Origin of the sequence: Glycomyces sp. NPDC046736 (assembly GCF_040645615.1) — a bacterium.
GTDB lineage: Bacteria > Actinomycetota > Actinomycetes > Mycobacteriales > Micromonosporaceae > Glycomyces.
This window is the reverse complement of the sequence record NZ_JBEYYO010000004.1, coordinates 74,879-93,976: the sequence shown is the minus strand read 5'-3', so window position 1 is coordinate 93,976 and position 19,098 is coordinate 74,879. Positions and strand designations below refer to the sequence as shown.

The following is a 19,098-nucleotide window of genomic DNA, read 5'->3' as shown; positions in this document are numbered from 1 at the left end:
GCACTGCCCGTGTCAGACCTCGCACTGCACATCCCGACGGACGTAGTCGACGGCCCCACGTCGCTCGTCTTCGCGGCCATCGCCGCGATCCTCGTCGGCGTCAGCGTCGTCCTCGCCCGCCGCAACCTCGACGAACGCCTCGTGCCGCTCGCCGGGCTCGCCACCGCGTTCATCTTCGCCGCGCAGATGCTCAACTTCCCGGTCGCCGCAGGCGTCTCGGGTCACCTCCTCGGCGGCGCGCTCGCCGCCGCGCTCCTGGGCCCCTGGCTCGGGGCGCTGTGCGTCACCGTCGTCATCGTCATCCAGGCGCTCCTGTTCGCCGACGGCGCGGTCACCGCGCTGGGCCTCAACGTCGCCAACATGGCCCTCATCGCCACGTTCGTCTCCTACGCGGTGCTCGCAGTCGGCCTCAAGGTCCTCCCGCGCACCCGCTGGGGCCTGGGCGTCACGGTCTTCGTGGCCGCCGTCGTCAGCGTCGTGGCCGCCTCGGCCGGGTTCATGCTCCAATTCTGGATCGGCGGCGAAGAGGTCGGACAGTCCTTCGGCGCCATGACCACCGCCATCCTCGGCACCCACACCCTCATCGGGATCGGCGAAGGCGTCATCACCGCCGGCGCGGTCACCGCCGTGGCCCTGGCCCGCCCCGACCTCGTCCACGCCCTCCGCGGCACCCCGCTCGCCGAGACCGCCTCCCGCACCCAGAAGGAGCACGCATGAAGACCCGCAAACTCGTCATCGCCGGCCTCATCGTGTCCGCCGTCCTGGCCGGGGTCGTGTCCCTGTTCGCCTCCTCCTCGCCCGACGGCCTCGAATCGGTGCTCCTGACCGGCTGCGACACCGTCGACGGCGAGATCGAAGGCGGCGCGTGCGTCCTCCAGGCCGCAGGCGAGCACGAGATCGGCGGCGTCTTCGCCGACTACGGGATGTCGTTCCTGGACAACGAGATCCTCGGCGCGTCCCTCGCGGGCATCCTCGGCGTGGTCCTCACCCTCGCCTTCGCCACCGGGTTCTTCTGGCTCCTCGCCCGCGGCAAGCGCGCCCCCGCGGAGGAGAACGCGTGAAAGGCGCCGACGGGCTCCACCTCCCCGGAGACTCGCCCGTCCACCGGCTCCGGCCGCAGGTGAAGATCGTCGCTCTGGTGGCCTTCACCTGCGCCATCGCCGCCACCCCGCGAGAGGCGGTGTGGGCCTTCGGGCTCTACGCGCTGCTGCTCGCGGGGCTGTTCGCGCTCGCGGGCGTGCCCGCGACCTGGGTGCTGCCCCGCAGCCTCGTGGAGTCCCCGTTCCTGGTCCTCGCGCTCGCGTTCCCGTTCATGATCGAAGGCCCGGCCGTCCACATCGGATTCCTGACGGTGTCCGAACCGGGCCTGTGGGCCGGATGGAACCTCTTCGCCAAGGCCACCCTCGGCGTCTGGGCCGCGCTCCTGCTCGCGGCCACCACCCCCGTCGCGGCCGTCCTCGCTGGGCTCTCGCGACTGCGCTGCCCCGAACTGCTCCTCCAGATCACCGCGTTCGCGGTCCGCTACGCGCACCTGACCGTCGCCGAAGTGACCCAGATGCGCCTCGCCCGCCTCGCCCGCGGCGACGACCCCCGCTTCCTGTGGCAGGCCGGGGCCCTCGCCCGCAGCCTCGGCGTGGTCTTCATCCGCTCCTTCGAACGCGGCGAACGCGTCTGGCAGTCCATGAGCGCCCGCGGCTACACCGGCAGGCTCCCGCTCGAAGTCGGGCCCGCGCCCGCCGGGGCGCTCCAGTGGTCCGCGGCGCTCGCCGCCCCCGCGCTGGCCGCCGCGATCGCGGTATGGACGACAGTGGTCCCATGAGCACCGCACTGCGCATCGAAGGCCTGCGCCACGTCTACCCCGACGGCCAGCCCGCCCTGCGCGGCGTCGACCTCCATGTGAGCGAAGGCGAACGCGTGGCCGTGCTCGGCCCCAACGGGGCCGGGAAGACCACGCTCATGCTCCATCTCGCCGGGCTGCTCACCGCGACCGAGGGCACCGTGGCCGTCGGCGGGCTCACCGTGGCCAAACCGACGCTGGCCGAGATCCGCCGCCGCGTCGGCATCGTGTTCCAGAGCCCCGACGACCAGCTGTTCATGCCGACCGTGGCCGACGACGTCGGCTTCGGCCCGGCGAACCTCGGTTTGCGCGGGCCCGAACTCGAAGCGCGCGTGGCCGCAGCGCTCGATGAAGTCGGCCTGGCCGACCTCGCCGACCGGCCCCCGCACCACCTCTCGGTCGGCCAACAGCGCCGGGCGGCCCTCGCCGGGGTGCTCGCGATGCGGCCCGACATCGTCGTCTGCGACGAACCGAGCGCGAACCTCGACCCGGCCAGCCGCCGCGACCTCGCCCGAATCCTCCACGCGACCGCGCCGACCCTCATGCTCGTCACCCACGACCTGCCGTACGCGCTGCAACTGTGCGAACGAGCGGTCATCCTCGACGCGGGGAAAGTCGCGGCCGACGCCCCGATCGCCGACATCTTGGCGGACGCGGAGCTGCTTGAGCGCCATCGCCTGGAGCTGCCGTTCGGATTCTCGCTGGAGACGGCGCTGGCGGCGCTGAAGGCGTGAGCAGTGGCGTGCGGCGGCGCGCCTACAGCATCGACGGGCGCGGGCGATTCGTCGCGTTGCGCGGGGAACCGACTGGCGTGTTGGCGACGCCGCGACCGGTCACCGCGCTGCCCGCGGAATCGGTTTGCGCCGCCGCCGAAGGTTCGGGCGGGCGCACTCGCAGCGCCGCGTCTGTGCGCCGCGCCCCCTCGCCCCGACCACGACACGACGAAGGCGCGGCCCATCGGGCCGCGCCTTCGTCGTTTTTTGCTCGCCTCGCGTGTTCGGGCCGTTTGATCAGGCTCCGTCGATCGCGGCCTGGACCGAGTCGGCGAACGTCGCGTTCTCGACCACTTCGCCGTCGACCTTCGCGGTGGGGGTGCCGCCGATGCCGCCCTCGCTGGTGGCCCACTTGGTGCCCGCCTGGACCCAGCCGCGGTAGGTCTCGTCCTTGACGCACGTCTGCCACTCGCCGTCGAACCCGAGCTTCTTGCCGATGCCGAGCAGCTCGTCGTCGCTCAGGCCCTTCGTGTTCTCGGCGGGCTGGTTCTCGTACAGTGCGAGCGTGTAGTCGAGGAACTCCTGCTCGCCGACGTCGGCGGCGCACACCGCGGCCGACGCGGCCCGCGTCGAGTACTGGGTGTTCTGGCTGAGCCGGTCGAGGATCGTGATCGGGTGGTAGTTGACCGTGACCGAGCCCTCGTCGAGCCAGGTCTTGATGTTCTCGGCGTACGCGGACTCGAACTGGTTGCAGGCCGGGCACATGTAGTCGATGAACAGGTCGATCTCGACCGGGCCGTCGCCGAGCTTGACGCCGAAGGTGTCGGAGACCGGCGCGGCGGGCTCGATGACCTCGTATTCGGGCTCGCGGTTCATGAAGACGCCGAACACGAGGAGCCCCCCGATCAGCACCACTGCCGCGCCGATGGCGACCCCGAACACGACCTTGCGGCGATTCGCCTCCGCGGCCTGCTGCCTGCGCAGCGCCTCGGCGGCCTTCCTGCGCTCGGTCTTCCGGTCCCCACTGCCCATGTCCCGCTCCGCCTTTCTCCGGTCCAACTCTCGATTCGCGAGGCGGTTTCGAGTACGCTCGACGGCGATGGAACGCCGTTCGAACCCCAGCCGGTCCACGGCGATTCGTCGTCTCGGCCCCCGCTTCACCGCCCGCCTCGCCTGGTCCGCGCTCGCCGCGGCCGTCATCGGCGTGCTCTGGGCCTCAGGGGCCTCGGCGCACGCGACGGCCACCAAGACCGACCCCGCCTCCGGAGCGGTCTTGGACGCGCCTCCCGGCGAAGTCGTCGTCGAGTTCAACGAACCAGTCACCCCCGTAGACGCGGCCACCGGAGTAGTGGCTCCCGATGGTGACCGAGCCGACACCGGCATCACCCGCGCCGAGGACGGCCTCTCGATCACCATCGGCCTCGACGCCGACCAGGAGGGCACCTACCTCGCCGGGTACCGCGTGGTCTCCGACGACGGGCACCCCGTCTCGGGCACCTTCACGTTCGTCGTCGGCGAGGCCACCGAGACCCCCAGCGCCGAGGCGCTCACCGCCGGGACCGACCCGTTCGTGCAGGCCCTCTTGTACGGCAACCGCTGGTTCGGGTACGCGGGCCTGGCGCTCGCGCTCGGCGCGGGCCTGCTCCTGGTCGCCGGGGCCCGCCCGCGCGAGGCCGCCGCGAAGCTCGTGGCCCTCGGCCTCGCCGTGGTGGCCATGACCGCCGTGCTCGGCCTGCCGCTCCAAGCGGCCTACGAGACCGGGACCAGCGTCTCAGGCCTCGACGCGGCCGGGCTGCAATCGGTGATGGAGTCCAACGTCGGGCTCGGCGCTCTCCTGCGGCTCCTACTGGTGCTGTTGGCACTGCCGCTCATGCGGGCCCTCGTCACCGGCGGTGAAGGACCGGGGCGCGGCGTCGTCGCCGGGCTCGCCTTGGCCGGGCTCGCGCTCGCGGCGACCTGGCCGCTGGCCGGGCACCCGATGGCCACGCAGCCGGTGGTCGTGGCGTTCATCGCCGACTGGGTCCACCTCACGACCTCGCTGGCGTGGGGCGGCGGGGTGCTCGCGCTGCTCGTCCTGGCCCTGCGCAAGGACGGCGAGCTGCCCGAGCGCACCGCCGAGACCTGGACCGCGGTGGTGCCGTGGCTGGTCGCGAACCTGCTCGTGGCCGGGCTGGCCTCGGCGCTGCTCCATATCGACTCGATCGCCGCGCTCACCGACACCACGTACGGGCGCCTGGTGATCCTCAAGGCCGCCCTGTTCACCGTGATCGTGGGCGCGGGCCTGTTCACCCGCCGCGCGCTCCTGCGCGGCACCGAGGGCCGGCGCCGGATGCGGGTCGCCGCCGGGGTCGAGGTCGTCTTCCTCGCGGTCGTGATGGCCGCCGTCGCGGTCCTGGTGCAGGCCGTGCCCGCCAAGACCGCGCTGCTGGAGACCCAGACGAACGCGTCGGAGTCGACCGAGACCGCCACGCTGGTCACCACCGACCTCTACACCGCGCAGGTCGTGCTCGAACCGGGCCGCCCGGGCCCCAACAGCGTGCGCATCCTCGCCGACGACCTCATGGGCGCCCCGTTCGGCGCCACCGAGTGGACCGCCGAGTACGGGCCCGAAGGCGGCGAGCCGGAGATCCTGCGGCTCATCGAACTGCGCACCGGCGTCCTCGCCGGAGAGGTGAGCCTGCCGGACCCGGGCCGATGGGTCTTCACGTTCACGCTCACCGACGCGGAGGGGAACACCGCTACGGCCGAGGCGATCGTGGACGTCTCGTAGCCCGGCCCTGAATCGTATATCCTATATGGTCGCCGGTCGCCGGTCGCCCCCGTCACCAGGGCCCGAACGCGGCCTCGGTGTTGCGCCATACGCGCTCGCAGAACGCTTCGAGGTCCCGTTCGAGGTAGTCGGCCAGGAACCGCGCCGTGTAGTTGGTGAGCGCCGGGTGGTTGCGGTAGCCGCGCACCGGGATCGGGGCCATGAACGGGGCGTCGGTCTCGACCAGGACCAGCTCGGGCGGGGCGACCGAGGCCGCGTCGCGGAGCTTCTGGGCGTTCTTGAACGTGGCGTTCCCCGCGAAGCTCATGAAGAACCCGCGCCGCGCGCACTCCTTCGCGAACGCGAAGTCGCCCGAGAAGCAGTGCAGGACCACGCGGTCGGGGGCGCCGTCGGCGTCGAGGGTCGCGAGCACGTCCTCGTGGGCGTCGCGGTCGTGGATGACGAGGGCCTTGCCGCGCTCCTTCGCGATCGCGATGTGCGCGCGGAAGGACCGGAGCTGGGCCGCGCGGCCGGCCTCGTCGGTGCGGAAGTAGTCGAGTCCGGTCTCACCGAGGGCCGCGACGCGGGGGAGCGCGGCGACGGCGTCGATCGCGGCCAGCGCGGCGTCGAGGTCGGCCAGGCGCGGCGCCTCGTTCGGGTGCAGCGCGGCGGCGGCGAGGACGCGCGGGTCGGCGTCCGCGAGGGCGGCGGCCCACTGCGAGGAGTCGACATCGGTCCCGACCTGCACGACGCGGGCGACCCCGGCGGCCTCGGCCTCGTCGAGCCGGGCGAGGACCTCGGGCGCGTCGGGCGAGGGGACCGGGAGGTCCTCCTCGGAGCCGAAGGTGTCCACGAGGTCGAGGTGGGTGTGGCTGTCGGCGACGGGAAACGGCAGCGGCTCGGGCGTCGGCGCGGGTTCGGATCGGTACACGCGTCAACGATGCCACGGGACGCGGCGCAACCGGACCCCGTCCCGGCGAAGCGCTTGCAGGACGGACTCGTTGTGCGTTGTCCGAGGCCGCGTGCGCGGGAAGCTTGCTGCGTAACACCTATTTCATATACCGGACATCTCGCCCTGACAGGCGGGTCCTACGTTGGCGGACAAGCCGACCACCGCCTGAGGACACCCCGCACACACCTCCCGGCGACACCGCCGTCGCACCCGCGCATGACGAATCGAGCCGCACATGACCCGCGACCTCGCGTCCCGCCGCAACCGCGCCGCAGCGCTCCAGCAACGCCGCCCCGCCGTCCCGGCCGACACGACCACTCCCGTCGAGACCGTCACGATCGAATGGCAGGGCGAGAAGTTCCCCGGCGCGCCCTACGCCGAAGGGGCCGCGTGGGAGCTGTTCTCGGCGCTCGCCCGGCCCGACTTCCTGCCCAACACCAGGCCCGGCACCGCCTACCCGTACCGGCACTTCGTGCACGCCGGGGAGGTCCTGCGCGACGGCATCCCCGTCGCGGTCGAGGACGACCGGGCCCTGACCGTCCCGCTCGCGCCCGGCCTCGACCTCGAATACGTCCGCAGGCTCACCCAGACCCCGCACCTCGACCCGGCCGCGCGCGCCCTCCTCGACCGGGTGCGCCGCTCCTCCCCGCTGGTCCCCGGCGAGGAACTCGAACGGCCCGTCACCACCTCGCAGATCGCGCGCCTGATGGAGACCGCCGCGGTCCCCGGCGGGTTCTGCTACCGCCGCCGCGACACCGCCCACCTGCGCACCCCCGCCGCCCGCTCTGCCCTCGGCGGCGAGACCGAACCGGGCGACCAGTGGGCGTTCGCGCTGCGCTGGCCCGTGGCCGACCCGGCCGACTACCACGCCCCGGTCGCCCCCGACTACGAAGGCCTGACCGCGATGCCGTCCTCGGACCGGCGCGGCATGCCGGTCCTGGGCACCGGCTTCGCGATCTCGGCCGCGCACCTGCTGCCCGAGCACGTCACCGCCGACCTCACCGACCTGCCGCTGCCCGACGGGGCGCTCCTGGTCAGCTACGCCACCAACGGCACCGAATGCGAGCTCTTCGCCTACGCGGGCCGCCAGTGGACCCCGATCGAACGCCACGTCGACATCCCCGGCCTCGACCTCGGCCGCGCCCACCCGGTCCGCCGGGTCCTGCGCGAGGCCACCCGCGCGCTCTGGAAGGGCGTCCCCGGGTCCCTGGTCGACGCCGACGACGACTGGGCCCGCTTCCGCCTCGCCCGCCCCACCCCCGACGCGCTCACCAGGACCGGAGCCGAAGCCGTGCGCCGGGGCATCTACGAGAAATGGGTCTCCCGGACCGAGATCGTCACCGCGACATGACGAACGGCCCGGCGCCAGAGCGCCGGGCCGTGTCGCGCGCGTCCTAGGAGTTCAGGCGCTCGATCTCTTCCTCCACGATCGAAGGCTCCAGTTTCGTGAACACCGGGACCGGCTTCGCCAAAGGCGTGCCCGGGGCCAGCGGCACCGACTCCCAGGCGGGGACCTCGGTGTAGTCGCCGGTGAGGATCGGGTACGGGCCGTCGGTCGCGCCGCCCTCGTCCAGGTCGGCGACCTCCTCGATGCGCGGCATCGGCGCGAACACGCCCTCCCCGCCGAGGAGCTCGTGGACCTTCTGCGAGGAGTGCGGCAGGAACGGGCTCAAGATCGTCTTGAGGTCCGAGACGGCCTGGAGCACCGTGTGGAGCACCGTGCCCTGGCGCTTGGGGTCCTCCTTCATCTTCCAAGGCGCGGTGTCGGCCAGGTACTTGTTCGCCGCTGCCACGGTCTTCATGGCCTCGCCGATCGCGGCCCGCACCTTGTTCTGCCCGATGAGCTCGCCGACGCCCTCGAACGCGGCCGCGGTGGTCGCCAGGAGCTCCCGGTCGACCTCCTCCAGCTCGCCCGGCTCGGGCACGGCCCCGAAGTTCTTCGCGGCCATCGCGATCGAGCGGTTCACCAGGTTGCCCCAGCCCGCCACGAGCTCGTCGTTGTTGCGGCGTAGGAACTCCGCCCACGTGAAGTCCGAGTCCTGGTTCTCCGGGCCCGCCGCGCAGATGTAGTAGCGCAGCGCGTCGGGGGAGTACCGCTCCAGGAAGTCCCGCACGTAGATCACCACGCGCCGCGACGACGAGAACTGCTTGCCCTCCATCGTCAAGAACTCCGAGGACACGACCTCGGTCGGCAGGTTGAGCTTCCCGAGCAGCCCGGGCTCGCCGCCCGCGGCGCCCTCGCCGTTGGCGCCCAGCAGCATCGCGGGCCAGATCTCGGAGTGGAAGACGATGTTGTCCTTGCCCATGAAGTAGTAGGACACCGCCTCCGGGTCCTGCCACCAGCGCTTCCACGCGTCCGGGTCGCCCGAGCGGCGAGCCCACTCGATCGTGGCGCTCAGGTAGCCGATCACCGCGTCGAACCACACGTACAGGCGCTTGTCCGGGCGCCCGATCCAGCCTTCGAGCGGGATCGGCACCCCCCAGTCCAGGTCGCGCGAGATCGGGCGCGGCTGGAGGTCGTCGAGCAGGTTCTTGGTGAACCGCACGACGTTGGTGCGCCACCCGGTGCGGGTGTCGAGCCACGCGTTCAGCGCGTCGGCGAACGCGGGCAGGTCGAGGAAGAAGTGGTCCTCCTCCACGAACTTCGGGGTCTCCCCGTTGATCCGCGACTTCGGGTCGATCAGGTCGGTCGGGTCGAGCTGGCGGCCGCAGTTGTCGCACTGGTCGCCGCGCGCCGAATCGAACCCGCAGTGCGGGCACGTGCCCTCGATGTACCGATCGGGCAGCGTCCGGCCCGTCGAGGGGCTGATCGCCCCGAGGGTCTTTTTCTGGAGGATGTACCCGTTGCCGTACAGCGTCGAGAACAGCTCCTGCACGGTCTTGTAGTGGTTGCCGGTCGTGGTGCGCGTGAACAGGTCGTACGAGAGCCCCAGCGCGTCCAGGTCCTCGACGATGATCCGGTTGTACTTCGCGGCGGCCTCCTCGGGCTTGAGGCCCTCGGAGTCGGCCTGGACCAGGATCGGGGTGCCGTGCTCGTCGGTCCCGGACACCATCAGGACGTCGTGACCGCGCATCCGCATGTAGCGGGCGAAGACGTCGGCGGGAACCCCGAATCCCGCAACATGGCCGATGTGGCGAGGGCCGTTGGCGTAAGGCCAGGCCAGCGCGGTCAATACGTGAGTCATGCGCCTTATGGTATCGGTCCAACTGACGGGACCGGCACCGTCCGCCGCCCGCGCACGGCCAGCTCACGGCCAGCTCACGGCCGCGTCGGGCCCGCCCGACACACTATCGGTGTGCGATTGCGCCCGGGTCGAGCGATTCGGTGATGCAATAACCTGTATGTCTGGAACACACCGAGCGGCGCAGCCCCATTCGCAGCCCGCGCCCCGCCGACGCCCCGAAGACGCCGACGACCCGGCCCCGGTGCCCCACGTCCCGGCAGAGATCTACGGCCCGGCCGGACCGGTCGAACCCCAGGCCGAGACCGGAGAGGTCCCCGAGTGGGACCCGGCCGACCACCCTGTGGCGCCCGGCCCGCGCTCGCCTTTGGGCACCCAGACCGAGGGCATGGCCGCGATCCGCGCGGTGTGGGAGCGGGCCGCCGAGACCGACCGGCACCGCCCGGCCCGCCCCGGCCGCCCCCAGCGCCGCCGCGAACCCAAGCGCCTGGCCCCGGCGCTGCTCGGGGTCCTCGTCTGCGCGTGCGTGCTCATGTTCCTGGCCTGGTCGGCCGCGCCCGCGCTGTGGCTCACCGTCGGCCACGGCCAGTCCGGCACGGTCACCGTGACCTCCTGCGCGACCGGTTTCGCGCCCTCATGCGAGGGGACCTTCACCGGCGGCGGCTGGAGCAAGGACCTCGCGATCACCGGCGACGTCGACTCCAGCGACGTCGGCGCCACGCTCCCGGCCCGCGCCACCGGCCCGGGCGCGCACAACGCCTACGTCGGCGACACCGCCGGGCTGCTCCTGCGCTGGGCCCCCAGCCTGGTCCTGTTCATGGCCGCCGCGTTCGCGCTCGTGGCCGTCTCGGGGGCGACGCGCCTCTACGAGGGCCGCTCGGCCGCGATCGGCCTGTGCTGGGCCGCCGCCGGAGCCGTCCTCGCGTTCGCCCTCGCGTTCGCGTGGTGAACACCGCTCGCAAGAGCCGCACCCCCAGTCCGTCTGCGCCCCTGAAGCACCGGGCATCGTGGGCGATCGGGCCCCGCCGGGCCCGCGGCGAGCTGTAACGACCCCCACCCGGGTCGGACGGCATCCGCGGGCCGGTACCGCGGCGTCGTAGAGTGGGTGCGCCCCCCGGAACTCCGCCTGCATCGGCGCGTCGCCGCGCCCGACAGAATTGACCGGCCAATCCCCTAGCGGGGCTCCTCGGGAGACAGCGTGAGTGCATCGTCCAAAGCGAACAAATCGCCGAAAACGACGTCGTCCAAGACGACCGGGAAAAAATCTCGGTCCAAGGCGACCCGCGACCCGAACGCGCCCGTAGCGCAGACCTGGTTCGGACCCATCACCGCCGTGCAGCGGCGCGCCATGATCGCGCTCGTGCCGGTCGCCATCGCGTTCGGCCTCGTCGTGGGCCTCGCGTTCCTCCCCATGGCCTCAGGCTTCGGCGGCGTCGCCAAGGTCGGCTCCGAGGCCGTCCTCGACCTCCCCGACGAACTGGTCCTGCCCCCCGCGCCCGAGTCCTCCACGCTCTACGCCGCCGACGGCTCGACCGTCATCGCCACGTTCGGCGACCAGTACCGCGTCCAGCTCGAATACGACCAGATCCCCGAATCGGTGATCAACGCCCTGGTCGCGACCGAGGACTCGAACTTCTTCGAGCACAACGGCGTCGACCCCGAGGGCATCATGCGCGCCCTGGTCACCAACATCGCCGACGGCGGCACCTCCGAGGGCGCCTCGACGATCACCATGCAGTACGTGCGCCAGGTCCTCTCCTACACCGCGACCACCCCCGCCGAAGTCGCCGCGGCCAGCGAGGTCACCATCGACCGCAAGGTCAAGGAGATGGGCTACGCGCTGGCGCTCGAGGAGGAGATGTCCAAGGCCGACATCCTCACCAACTACCTGAACACGGTCTACTTCGGCAACGGCGCGTACGGGATCGGCGCGGCCGCGCAGGTCTACTACGGGAAGGTCCCCGCCGACCTGACGGTGGCCGAGTCGGCGATGCTGGTGGGCCTGATCCAGTCGCCGAGCACGTACGACCCGATCAACGGCTCGTCGGAGGCCGCGCAGGTGCGCCGCGACCACGTCCTCAACCGCATGGTCGCCGTCGACTTCCTGACCTCCGCGGAGGGGACCGAGGCCAAGGCCGAGGGCCTGAACCTCAACCCGCAGCGCGCGAACAACACCTCCGGTGGGGCGATCGACTCCGACTACGGGTTCTTCGTCGACTACTTCGAGAAGTGGTGGGAGCAGCAGGAGGACTTCGGGGAGACCGAGGAGGAGCGCACCGCGCGGCTCTACCGGGGCGGCTACGAGATCGTCTCGACCCTCGACACCGAGCTTCAGGACGCGGCGCAGGAGGCGGTCGAGAAGCAGCTGGAGATCGGCTCGGAGTTCGCGCTCGGGTCGGTCGTGGTCGAACCGGGCAGCGGCGCGATCCAGGTCATGGCCGTCAATCGCAACTACTCCAACGACATCTCGGGCAACGGCCCCAACACCAGCGGCGCGGGCAAGGGCTCCTACCCCAACACCACGAATCCGCTGCTCAGCGGCAACTCCGCGGTGCCCGGCTACCAGGCCGGGTCCACGTTCAAGCTGTTCACCATGCTCGCCGCCCTCGAAGCGGGCATGCCGCTGGACACGACCATCTACTCGCCGTACCAGTACACGTCCAAGTACGTCGTCGGCGACGGCTCGGCCGCGTGCGGGATCTACTACTGCCCCAAGAACGCCTCGGCTTCGGCGAACGGCAACTACAACATGTGGACCGCGTACGGGGCTTCGGTGAACACCTACTTCGTGCAGCTGGCCGAACGCGTCGGGGTCGAGAACTCGATCGACGTGGCCGAGCGGCTCGGCATCAAGTTCCGCCAGTCCGAGGACCTCAACCTCATCCGCAGCAACCCGTCGACCTTCGGCCCGTTCGTCCTGGGCGTCACCCAGTCCACGCCGCTGGACCTGGCCGCCGCCTATGCGACGCTGCCGGCCGACGGCGTGTACTGCGAGCCGATCCCGGCCAGCAGCGCCATCACCGGCACCGGGGGGCAGATCGTGTTCCCCACCGCTTGCGAGCAGGCCATCAGCGTCGAGGTCGCGCGCGCGGCCGTGGACGCGTCCCGCTGCCCGACCGGATACGGGGCCGCGAAGGGCAGCTGCGGCTACGGGACCGCGCCGCAGGTCGGAGCGGCCGTGGACGGGCCGGTCGCGGGCAAGACCGGCACCACCGACGGCAACTCCACCAACTGGTTTGCCGGCTTCACCCCGAACGCGGCGGTGGCCTCGTTCGTGGCCGACCCCGATGGCCCCGAGAACTTCGTCGGCAAGTCGAACCTCGGCAAACCCGCCAACGCCAGCGCCGACATCCTCGCGGCCCAATGGGAATTGAGCGGCGAAGGCAAGTTCACGCCCCCGACCGAGCTGGTGCACTGACCTTATCGGTGAGCACCTAAACTCGGGCCGGTGAGCGCCACCGCTGTCCGGCCGGAGGAGCCGCCCGCCGACTGGCGGCCGACCCCGCCCGCCGGCCCCCTCCCCGCCGTCCGGGCCCGCCTCGCCGGGACGCTGCCGGACGACCGCCGCCACGCGTTCTGGGTGACCCTCGTGGTCACCGGGATCGCCGCGATCCTGCGCCTGATCGGCCTGAACCACCCCAAGGGCCTGATCTTCGACGAGGTCTACTACGCCCAGGACGCGCACTCGATGCTGTCCTACGGCGTCGAATGGGACCCGGGCGCGGACGGTTCGGCGTACGTGGCGCACCCGCCGTTCGGCAAGTGGCTCATCGGGGCCGGGGAATGGGCGTTCGGCTACGACGAGACCGGGTGGCGCATCGCCGCGGCGTTCGCCGGGATCATCGGGGTGGCCGTCCTGATCCGGCTCATGCGCCGCCTCACCGGCTCGACGCTCCTGGGCGGCACCGCCGGGCTGCTGCTGGCCGTCGAAGGCAGCCACCTGGTGCTCTCGCGCACCTCGCTGCTCGACATCTTCGTGGCCACGCTCATCCTCGTGGCGATGTACTGCCTGGTCCGCGACCGGGACTGGCGCCGAGCGGGGTGGCTCGCCGCGATCGAGAACGGCCTCGACGTCGAACGGCGACGGCCCAGGCTCGGCTGGCCGCTGTGGCGCATCGCGTGCGCGGTGCTCCTGGGACTGGCGATGGGCACCAAGTGGAGTGCGCTGTGGTACATCGTGGCCGCGATCGTGCTGTTCGTGGTCTGGGACTGGCGGCTGCGCGTCGACGTGCGGGCCCGCAAGCCCTTCCGCGACACGCTCATCTACGAGTTCGGGCAGAACCTGTGGTTCGGGCTGCTCACGATCCTCGTCTACACGGCCACGTGGACCGGCTGGTTCCTCAACGACTCCGGTTCCTACCGCCACTGGCTGGCCGACCAGGGGAGCTCGGAGCCGCCGGTGCTGGGCGCGCTGGTCAACTGGTGGCAGTACCACATGAGCGTCCTGACCTTCCATGAAGGACTCTCGTCGGTCCACGCGTACCAGTCCGGGCCGCGGGAGTGGCTGTTCAACCTGCGGCCGGTGGTCTTCTACTGGAGCTCGGACGTCGACTGCGGGGCGTCCAACTGCGCCGCGGAGGTCCTGCTGCTGGGCACGCCGCTCTTGTGGTGGGCATTCGTCCCGGCCACGGTCGGGGTGCTCGCGTGGGCGCTCTGCAAGCGCGACTGGCGGGCCTGGCTGCTGTTCACCGGGATCGCCGCGGGGATCGGACCGTGGTTCTTCTACCCCGAACGCACGATGTTCTTCTTCTACTCGGCCCCGGCCGTCCCGTTCTTCATCGGCGCGGTCACCTGGTGCCTGGGGATGATCATCGGCCGCCACCGCCGGGGCGAGCTGTCCCTGGCCTCGCCCGAACGCCGCCTGACCGGCGCGCTGATCGCGGGCGCGTTCGTGGCGGTGGTGGTCCTGTGCTTCGCGTACTTCTGGCCGATCTACACCGGCGAACCCCTGCCCCGCGACGACTGGGACGCCCGCATGTGGCTCAAATCCTGGATCTGACCCCTACTCGCGCCAAGAGACCCACCCCACACAACACCCGCGCAGCCCCGGCCCACCCCTGTGCTAATCTTGTCGCCGCAAGGGGCTTTGGCGCAGTTGGTAGCGCGTTTCGTTCGCAATGAAAAGGTCAGGGGTTCGAATCCCCTAAGCTCCACAAACAGGGAAAAAGGGACCATCCGCAGGATGGTTCCTTTTTTCGTGTTCTCGTGAGGCTGCGGTGTTACAGGTGGCTGTAGGGGTGGTTGGGGGGTTTGCGGTAGTGCGGTGGGGTGAGATTCGTTCCTAGCCTTGGGGAATGAGCAGAACAGACTCGAATCTCGATACGTATCGCGTTGTGTCCGAACGGGATCGGCGGTTTCGCGGGCGGTGGGTCGCTGTTGCGGCGGCGCTTCTCGTCGGTGCCAGTGCGGTCGCTGCCTGTTCGTCGGCCGGTCCGCAGGAGCCGGGCGGGTACGGGCAGGAGGATCTGGTGCGGGACACCGAGGCGCTTGAGGCGCTCGGGATCGTCGGTGTTCAGGCGCGGGTGAGTACCGATGCCCGGGCCGGACCTGGTGGCCGCCAGTGGGGTCGCCGAGGAGGGGACCGACCGGCCGGTGGACCCCGACGGGTATTTCCGGATCGCCAGCACCGGCAAGACCATCGTGGCCACCGCGGTCCTGCAACTGGTCGACGAAGGCGCGCTGAGCCTCGACGACACCGTGGAGCAGTGGCTGCCCGGGCTCGTGACCGGCAACGGCAACGACGGCGCCGCGATCACCGTCCGCCACCTCCTCCAGCACACCAGCGGCCTCCACGACGACCTCCCCGGCTTCGCCGACCACGACGACTACCTGGAGCGCCGCTACGACGCCTACACGCCCGAGGAGATCGTGGCGCGCGCGATGGCGCACCAGCCCGATTTCGCGCCCGGGACCGGGTGGGGCTACTCCAACACCGGGTACGTCCTGCTCGACATGATCATCGAAGAGGCCACCGGCCGCCCCTGGCACCAGGCGATCGAAGAGCGGATCCTCGAGCCGCTCGGCATGGACCGGACGTACCTGCCCGGCGAGGACCCCTCGCTTCGCGACCCGCACGCCAACAGCTACGAGGTCTACCCGGGCGGCGAACGCCTCGACGTGACCGAGGTGATCATCCCCGACCCGGGCGGATACGTCTCCACCACAGCCGATGTCAACCGGTTCTTCCAGGCCCTGCTGGGCGGCGAGCTCCTGCCTGCGGCGATGCTCGCCGAGATGCAGGACACCGTCCCTGTCGGCGAGGACATGCAGGCGTTCTGGCCCGGCGGCGCCTACGGCCTCGGCCTGGTCGAGCGGCCTCTCTCCTGCGGCGGCAGCTACTGGAGCCACGAAGGCGGTGAAAGCGGCTACATCAACCTCAACGGCGCCACCTCCGACGGCACCCGCGCGGCCACGGTCTCCATGACCACCGCCCTCGCCGACGCCCCCGAGAACATGCTCGGTCAAGAGCAGACCGCGAGCGCCCTCATCGACCACGCCCTGTGCGGCTAGAAGGCGGCTAGGGCCTTGCCTATCGTCACGGTCCCGAGGATGAGGAGGACGAGGAACATCACTGTGGCGTTGTTGGCGGTGAGCCAGGTTTTCAAGTTGGTGAGGGGCTTGGACATGCGGGATTTGAAGAGGAGGTAGGCGAGGACTGGGACCAGGACGCTGGAGGCGGCCAGGAGGGTGAAGATCGTCAGGCCGAGGGTGGACTGGTCGGCGGGGAGGGTCGCCAGGGACAGGCCCGCGGTGATGGCGAGGGGGAGGTTCTTGGGGTTGAGGGCGGCCAGGGCCGCGCCGATGCCGAGGGCCGCCGCCGGGCCCATGCGGTCGATGCCGGACATCCATTTGGGGAGTTCGGGGGTCTTGCCTGGGGCCGGGCGTTTCCTCCACTGGCCCAGGGCCATCGCCAGGAACAGGAGGCCGAGGGCGAGTTTGACGACGGCGACCGCGGTGCCGCCCCCGCCCGAGCCGGTGGCGGCCGAGGCGGGGACGAACAGCATCACCGCGAGGGCCACGACGAGGATGCCCGCGAGCCACCCGGCGGCGAACGCCGGAGCGGTCCTGCCCGCTCGCGGGGACAGGAGCATGAGGATCGCGGCGATGATCGGGACCGGGCTCAGTGCGATACCGATCGCCGGAGCGAACGTCTCGCCTATGACCTGCCCGAACATCGCCGCCTCCTGTCAAGCGTCTCGCTCATGACCCGACCAAGTGATGCCGACCTACGCCGGGCGCCTCGTCGACGCTTTGCTCGAACTGCTTCCGCTTACAGGTCCCGCGTGTCGGCCGTGGCCAGTGCCCAGATCACGAAGATCGCCAGTGCGATGACGATGATCGACCACAGCGGGTAGTACGGCAGGAAGAAGAAGTTGTTGATCGCCACGAGGCACGCGAAGAAGATCCCCATGACGCGGGCGAAGCCCGAGCCGGTGAACAGCAGGAAGCCGACCAGGACCACCAGAGCGCCGAGCGCGATGTGGATCCAACCCCAGGCGGTGAGGTCCATGCTGTAGGTGTATTCGGGCCCGGTGATGAAGAATTCGTCGTTCGCGACCGCGGCGATGCCCACGATGAGCTGCCAGATGCCCATGACGATCGCGGCGGAAGCGGCGAAGACCATCCCGCCGACCGCCCAAGCGCGGGATTCAGGACTGCGTGTCATGATCCGCTCCTTTCAGGATCAGATCAATCTAAGTTCGCGCAGGACCCGGCGCGGGTCGAATGCGAGAACCCGTCAGCGCCCGGCGGCCTCGACCGCTGCCTCGACGGTCGGGTAGACCCGTTCGAGGTCGACGTCGGCCCTGCGGAGGATGTCGCGGACCTGGCCGATGTCGTGCGCGAGGTAGAAGTCGACGCCGTCCTCGGCCAGGCGCCGGTCGAGTTCGGCGAGCATCTTCGCGCCCGAGAGGTCGACCGTGGGCATGGACTCGCCGTCGAGGACGAGCGCCCGCTTGCCCGCGGCCTCGGTGCGCAGCCCCGCCCGGACGTGGTCGGCGTTGGCGAAATACAGGCCGCCGTCGCAGCGGACGACCGCGAGGTCGTCGACCGCCCGCGCGTCGTCGTGGCGCGATAGGTCGACCCAGGTGCCGTCGGGTTTGCGTCCCAGGCGGGTCAGGTGCGGGCGCGACGAGCGGTAGATGAGCAGCAGGATCGACAGGGCCATGCCGATGACGAGCCCGGGGAGCGTGTCGAACACGAGGACGCCGAGCATCGCGGCCACAGCGGCGGTGAAGTCGGGGCGCGCGGCGAAGGACGCGGCCGTGCCGCGCGGCGCGAGCGAAGCCCGCCAGTACTGCTTGAGGAGCCGGAAGTCGACCAGTTCGATGAGCGCGGCGATCACCACCGCGGCCAGCGCGGCGTCGGGAAGCTGCTCGAACAGCCCGGTGAGGAACAGCAGCGTGACGATGGTCAGCACCGCCACGACCAGGCCCGACATCTGCGTGCGTGCGCCAGCGCCGCCGTTGACGGCGGTCTTGGACAGGCTCCCGTTGACGACCATGCCCGAGGCGAACCCGGACCCGAGGTTGGCCGCGCCGAGGCCGATGAGCTCGCGGTTGGGGTCGATGCGGTAGCCGTCCTTGTCGGCGTAGGTCTTCGCGGCCCCGAGGCCTTCGGCGAAGCCGATGAGCATGACGCCGACGGCCGGTCCGATGAGGTCGATCCAGGTCGAGGCCGGGACGTCGGGCAGGCCGAGCGCGGGCAGCCCGGCGTCGATGTGCCCGACGATCGCCACGTCCTCATCGCCCAAGTGGAGGAGCGCGACCGCGATGATGCCGAACGCGACGGCCACGAGCGACCCGGGGATGAGCGGCAGCCACCGCCGCAGGCCCAGGACGATGGCGAGGCAGATCAGGCCCACGCCGAGCGTCCACAGGTTCGTGTCGCCCAGGTGGGTCAGGACGCCCCAGGCCTGCTCGAAGAAGTTCCCCTCGGTCTTGTCGACCCCGAGGAGCTTGGGGACCTGGCCGACGATGATCGTCAACGCCATGCCGAGGATGAACCCTTTGAGCACCGGTTCGGAGATGAATCCGGCGAGGAATCCCAGGCGCAGCAGCCCGGCGGCGAGGGCGACCGCGCCGGTGACGATCGCGAGCGCGACGGTGACGGCGGTGTAGTCGTCCCCTCCGGCGTCGGCGTAGACGGCCACGATGCTGGCCGAGAGCGCGGCGGTGGCGGCCATCGGGCCGACCACGAGGTGCCGGGAGGACCCGAACACGGCGTACAGGATCAGGGCGGGGACGGCCGCGTAGAGGCCCACGACGGGCGGGACGCCCGCGATCGCGGCGTAGGCGAGCGATTCGGGGACGAGCACGGCCCACACGGTGAGCCCGGCGACGAGGTCGGGCCGCAGCCAGGCGGGCTTGTAGTGCCGCAGCGAGTCGAGCATCAGGGGGTCGCGTCGGGGCGCGGTTCGATCTCGGGTTCGCCGTCTTTGGCCAGCCAGGCCCCGACGGCGACGCCCGCGGCGGCCGCGCCGGTGGCGATCATGATCCAGGTGCGGCGGCGTCGCCTCGCGCGGCTGCGTCGGCTCATCGGTCCTCGCTCTCGAATCGGTTGGGCCTGAGCGTATCGGCGCCGGGCGGGCGGGGCCCGCGATTCGCCGGACACGGCCTTTGGGCGGAGTTAGCCTCACGTTGTCCTGTGTGTGCACGGCCGCGCGA

General features: G+C 71.0%; 17 protein-coding genes and 1 tRNA gene. 11 read left to right on the top strand and 7 right to left on the bottom strand.

Annotation, left to right across the window (positions count from 1 at the left end):
- Nucleotides 1–9: 9 nt before the first annotated feature.
- The 4 genes from AB0B28_RS05860 to AB0B28_RS05845 are packed head-to-tail and all read left to right on the top strand — an operon-like array spanning nucleotide 10 to nucleotide 2,571.
- Nucleotides 10–717, top strand: a complete 708-nt coding sequence (locus AB0B28_RS05860) for an energy-coupling factor ABC transporter permease (protein WP_360117171.1) — start codon at nucleotides 10–12, stop codon at nucleotides 715–717.
- A complete protein-coding gene (locus AB0B28_RS05855) occupies nucleotides 714–1,061 on the top strand; it encodes a PDGLE domain-containing protein (protein ID WP_360117168.1) in 348 nt (115 codons plus the stop codon). The genes AB0B28_RS05860 and AB0B28_RS05855 overlap by 4 nt, the downstream gene beginning before the upstream one ends.
- Nucleotides 1,058–1,819, top strand: a complete 762-nt coding sequence (cbiQ, locus tag AB0B28_RS05850; RefSeq protein ID WP_360117165.1) for a cobalt ECF transporter T component CbiQ — start codon at nucleotides 1,058–1,060, stop codon at nucleotides 1,817–1,819. The genes AB0B28_RS05855 and cbiQ overlap by 4 nt, the downstream gene beginning before the upstream one ends.
- Entirely contained in the window at nucleotides 1,816–2,571 is a 756-nt protein-coding gene (locus tag AB0B28_RS05845) for an ABC transporter ATP-binding protein (protein WP_360117162.1), read from the top strand. The genes cbiQ and AB0B28_RS05845 overlap by 4 nt, the downstream gene beginning before the upstream one ends.
- Before the next feature lie 276 nt (nucleotides 2,572–2,847).
- On the opposite strand, the gene AB0B28_RS05840 is transcribed toward AB0B28_RS05845, so the two are convergent.
- Entirely contained in the window at nucleotides 2,848–3,582 is a 735-nt protein-coding gene (locus AB0B28_RS05840) for a thioredoxin domain-containing protein (RefSeq protein ID WP_360117159.1), read from the bottom strand.
- Nucleotides 3,583–3,649: 67 nt separating this feature from the next.
- Between AB0B28_RS05840 and AB0B28_RS05835 the strand changes: the two genes are divergently transcribed.
- Complete coding sequence (locus tag AB0B28_RS05835; RefSeq protein WP_360117156.1) at nucleotides 3,650–5,320, top strand: copper resistance protein CopC; 1,671 nt, start codon at nucleotides 3,650–3,652, stop codon at nucleotides 5,318–5,320.
- A gap of 52 nt (nucleotides 5,321–5,372) precedes the next feature.
- Here the strand turns inward: AB0B28_RS05835 and AB0B28_RS05830 are convergent, their stop codons facing one another.
- On the bottom strand, nucleotides 5,373–6,230 hold the full coding sequence (locus AB0B28_RS05830; RefSeq protein WP_360117153.1) for a TatD family hydrolase: 858 nt from the start codon (nucleotides 6,228–6,230) through the stop codon (nucleotides 5,373–5,375).
- A 256-nt stretch (nucleotides 6,231–6,486) separates the two neighbouring features.
- Here AB0B28_RS05830 and AB0B28_RS05825 point away from each other — a divergent pair, with 256 nt between their 5' ends.
- On the top strand, nucleotides 6,487–7,602 hold the full coding sequence (locus tag AB0B28_RS05825) for a hypothetical protein (RefSeq protein ID WP_360117150.1): 1,116 nt from the start codon (nucleotides 6,487–6,489) through the stop codon (nucleotides 7,600–7,602).
- Between the two features lie 43 nt (nucleotides 7,603–7,645).
- Here AB0B28_RS05825 and metG read toward each other — a convergent pair whose 3' ends face one another.
- On the bottom strand, nucleotides 7,646–9,436 hold the full coding sequence (gene metG / locus AB0B28_RS05820) for a methionine--tRNA ligase (RefSeq protein ID WP_360117147.1): 1,791 nt from the start codon (nucleotides 9,434–9,436) through the stop codon (nucleotides 7,646–7,648).
- 157 nt (nucleotides 9,437–9,593) lie between these two features.
- On the opposite strand from metG, the gene AB0B28_RS05815 reads away from it, so the two are divergent.
- The 5 genes from AB0B28_RS05815 (at nucleotide 9,594) to AB0B28_RS05795 (ending at nucleotide 15,943) form a co-directional block, all read left to right on the top strand.
- Nucleotides 9,594–10,382 carry a hypothetical protein gene (locus AB0B28_RS05815; protein WP_360117144.1) on the top strand — a complete coding sequence of 263 codons (789 nt, stop codon included), beginning with the start codon at nucleotides 9,594–9,596 and terminating at the stop codon, nucleotides 10,380–10,382.
- Between the two features lie 384 nt (nucleotides 10,383–10,766).
- Nucleotides 10,767–12,851, top strand: coding sequence for a transglycosylase domain-containing protein (locus tag AB0B28_RS05810; protein WP_360117141.1), 2,085 nt, complete (start codon nucleotides 10,767–10,769; stop codon nucleotides 12,849–12,851).
- 30 nt (nucleotides 12,852–12,881) lie between these two features.
- A complete protein-coding gene (locus tag AB0B28_RS05805) occupies nucleotides 12,882–14,432 on the top strand; it encodes a phospholipid carrier-dependent glycosyltransferase (protein ID WP_360117138.1) in 1,551 nt (516 codons plus the stop codon).
- An 81-nt stretch (nucleotides 14,433–14,513) separates the two neighbouring features.
- Nucleotides 14,514–14,586 (top strand) — tRNA-Ala (locus tag AB0B28_RS05800).
- 379 nt (nucleotides 14,587–14,965) lie between these two features.
- Entirely contained in the window at nucleotides 14,966–15,943 is a 978-nt protein-coding gene (locus AB0B28_RS05795; RefSeq protein ID WP_360117135.1) for a serine hydrolase domain-containing protein, read from the top strand.
- Here the strand turns inward: AB0B28_RS05795 and AB0B28_RS05790 are convergent.
- The 4 genes from AB0B28_RS05790 to AB0B28_RS05775 form a co-directional block, all read right to left on the bottom strand.
- Entirely contained in the window at nucleotides 15,940–16,608 is a 669-nt protein-coding gene (locus tag AB0B28_RS05790) for a GAP family protein (RefSeq protein WP_360117132.1), read from the bottom strand. The two genes, AB0B28_RS05795 and AB0B28_RS05790, sit on opposite strands and share 4 nt — an antisense overlap.
- A gap of 95 nt (nucleotides 16,609–16,703) precedes the next feature.
- Nucleotides 16,704–17,099, bottom strand: coding sequence for a hypothetical protein (locus AB0B28_RS05785; protein ID WP_360117129.1), 396 nt, complete (start codon nucleotides 17,097–17,099; stop codon nucleotides 16,704–16,706).
- 72 nt (nucleotides 17,100–17,171) lie between these two features.
- Complete coding sequence (locus AB0B28_RS05780; RefSeq protein WP_360117126.1) at nucleotides 17,172–18,824, bottom strand: SulP family inorganic anion transporter; 1,653 nt, start codon at nucleotides 18,822–18,824, stop codon at nucleotides 17,172–17,174.
- Nucleotides 18,824–18,970 (bottom strand): hypothetical protein, encoded by a 147-nt coding sequence (locus AB0B28_RS05775; protein ID WP_360117123.1) that lies wholly within the window; start codon nucleotides 18,968–18,970, stop codon nucleotides 18,824–18,826. The genes AB0B28_RS05780 and AB0B28_RS05775 overlap by 1 nt, the downstream gene beginning before the upstream one ends.
- Nucleotides 18,971–19,098: the final 128 nt, after the last annotated feature.

Excerpts from the sequence above, each read along its gene's own strand:
- AB0B28_RS05855 (WP_360117168.1), top strand. The coding sequence starts at position 714 with ATGAAGACCCGCAAACTCGTCATCGCCGGCCTCATCGTGTCCGCCGTC.
- AB0B28_RS05845 (WP_360117162.1), top strand. The coding sequence starts at position 1,816 with ATGAGCACCGCACTGCGCATCGAAGGCCTGCGCCACGTCTACCCCGAC.
- AB0B28_RS05840 (WP_360117159.1), bottom strand. The coding sequence starts at position 3,582 with ATGGGCAGTGGGGACCGGAAGACCGAGCGCAGGAAGGCCGCCGAGGCG.
- AB0B28_RS05835 (WP_360117156.1), top strand. The coding sequence starts at position 3,650 with ATGGAACGCCGTTCGAACCCCAGCCGGTCCACGGCGATTCGTCGTCTC.
- AB0B28_RS05825 (WP_360117150.1), top strand. The coding sequence starts at position 6,487 with ATGACCCGCGACCTCGCGTCCCGCCGCAACCGCGCCGCAGCGCTCCAG.
- metG (WP_360117147.1), bottom strand. The coding sequence starts at position 9,436 with ATGACTCACGTATTGACCGCGCTGGCCTGGCCTTACGCCAACGGCCCT.
- AB0B28_RS05815 (WP_360117144.1), top strand. The coding sequence starts at position 9,594 with ATGTCTGGAACACACCGAGCGGCGCAGCCCCATTCGCAGCCCGCGCCC.
- AB0B28_RS05795 (WP_360117135.1), top strand. The coding sequence starts at position 14,966 with ATGCCCGGGCCGGACCTGGTGGCCGCCAGTGGGGTCGCCGAGGAGGGG.
- AB0B28_RS05790 (WP_360117132.1), bottom strand. The coding sequence starts at position 16,608 with ATGTTCGGGCAGGTCATAGGCGAGACGTTCGCTCCGGCGATCGGTATC.
- AB0B28_RS05785 (WP_360117129.1), bottom strand. The coding sequence starts at position 17,099 with ATGACACGCAGTCCTGAATCCCGCGCTTGGGCGGTCGGCGGGATGGTC.
- AB0B28_RS05780 (WP_360117126.1), bottom strand. The coding sequence starts at position 18,824 with ATGCTCGACTCGCTGCGGCACTACAAGCCCGCCTGGCTGCGGCCCGAC.
- AB0B28_RS05775 (WP_360117123.1), bottom strand. The coding sequence starts at position 18,970 with ATGAGCCGACGCAGCCGCGCGAGGCGACGCCGCCGCACCTGGATCATG.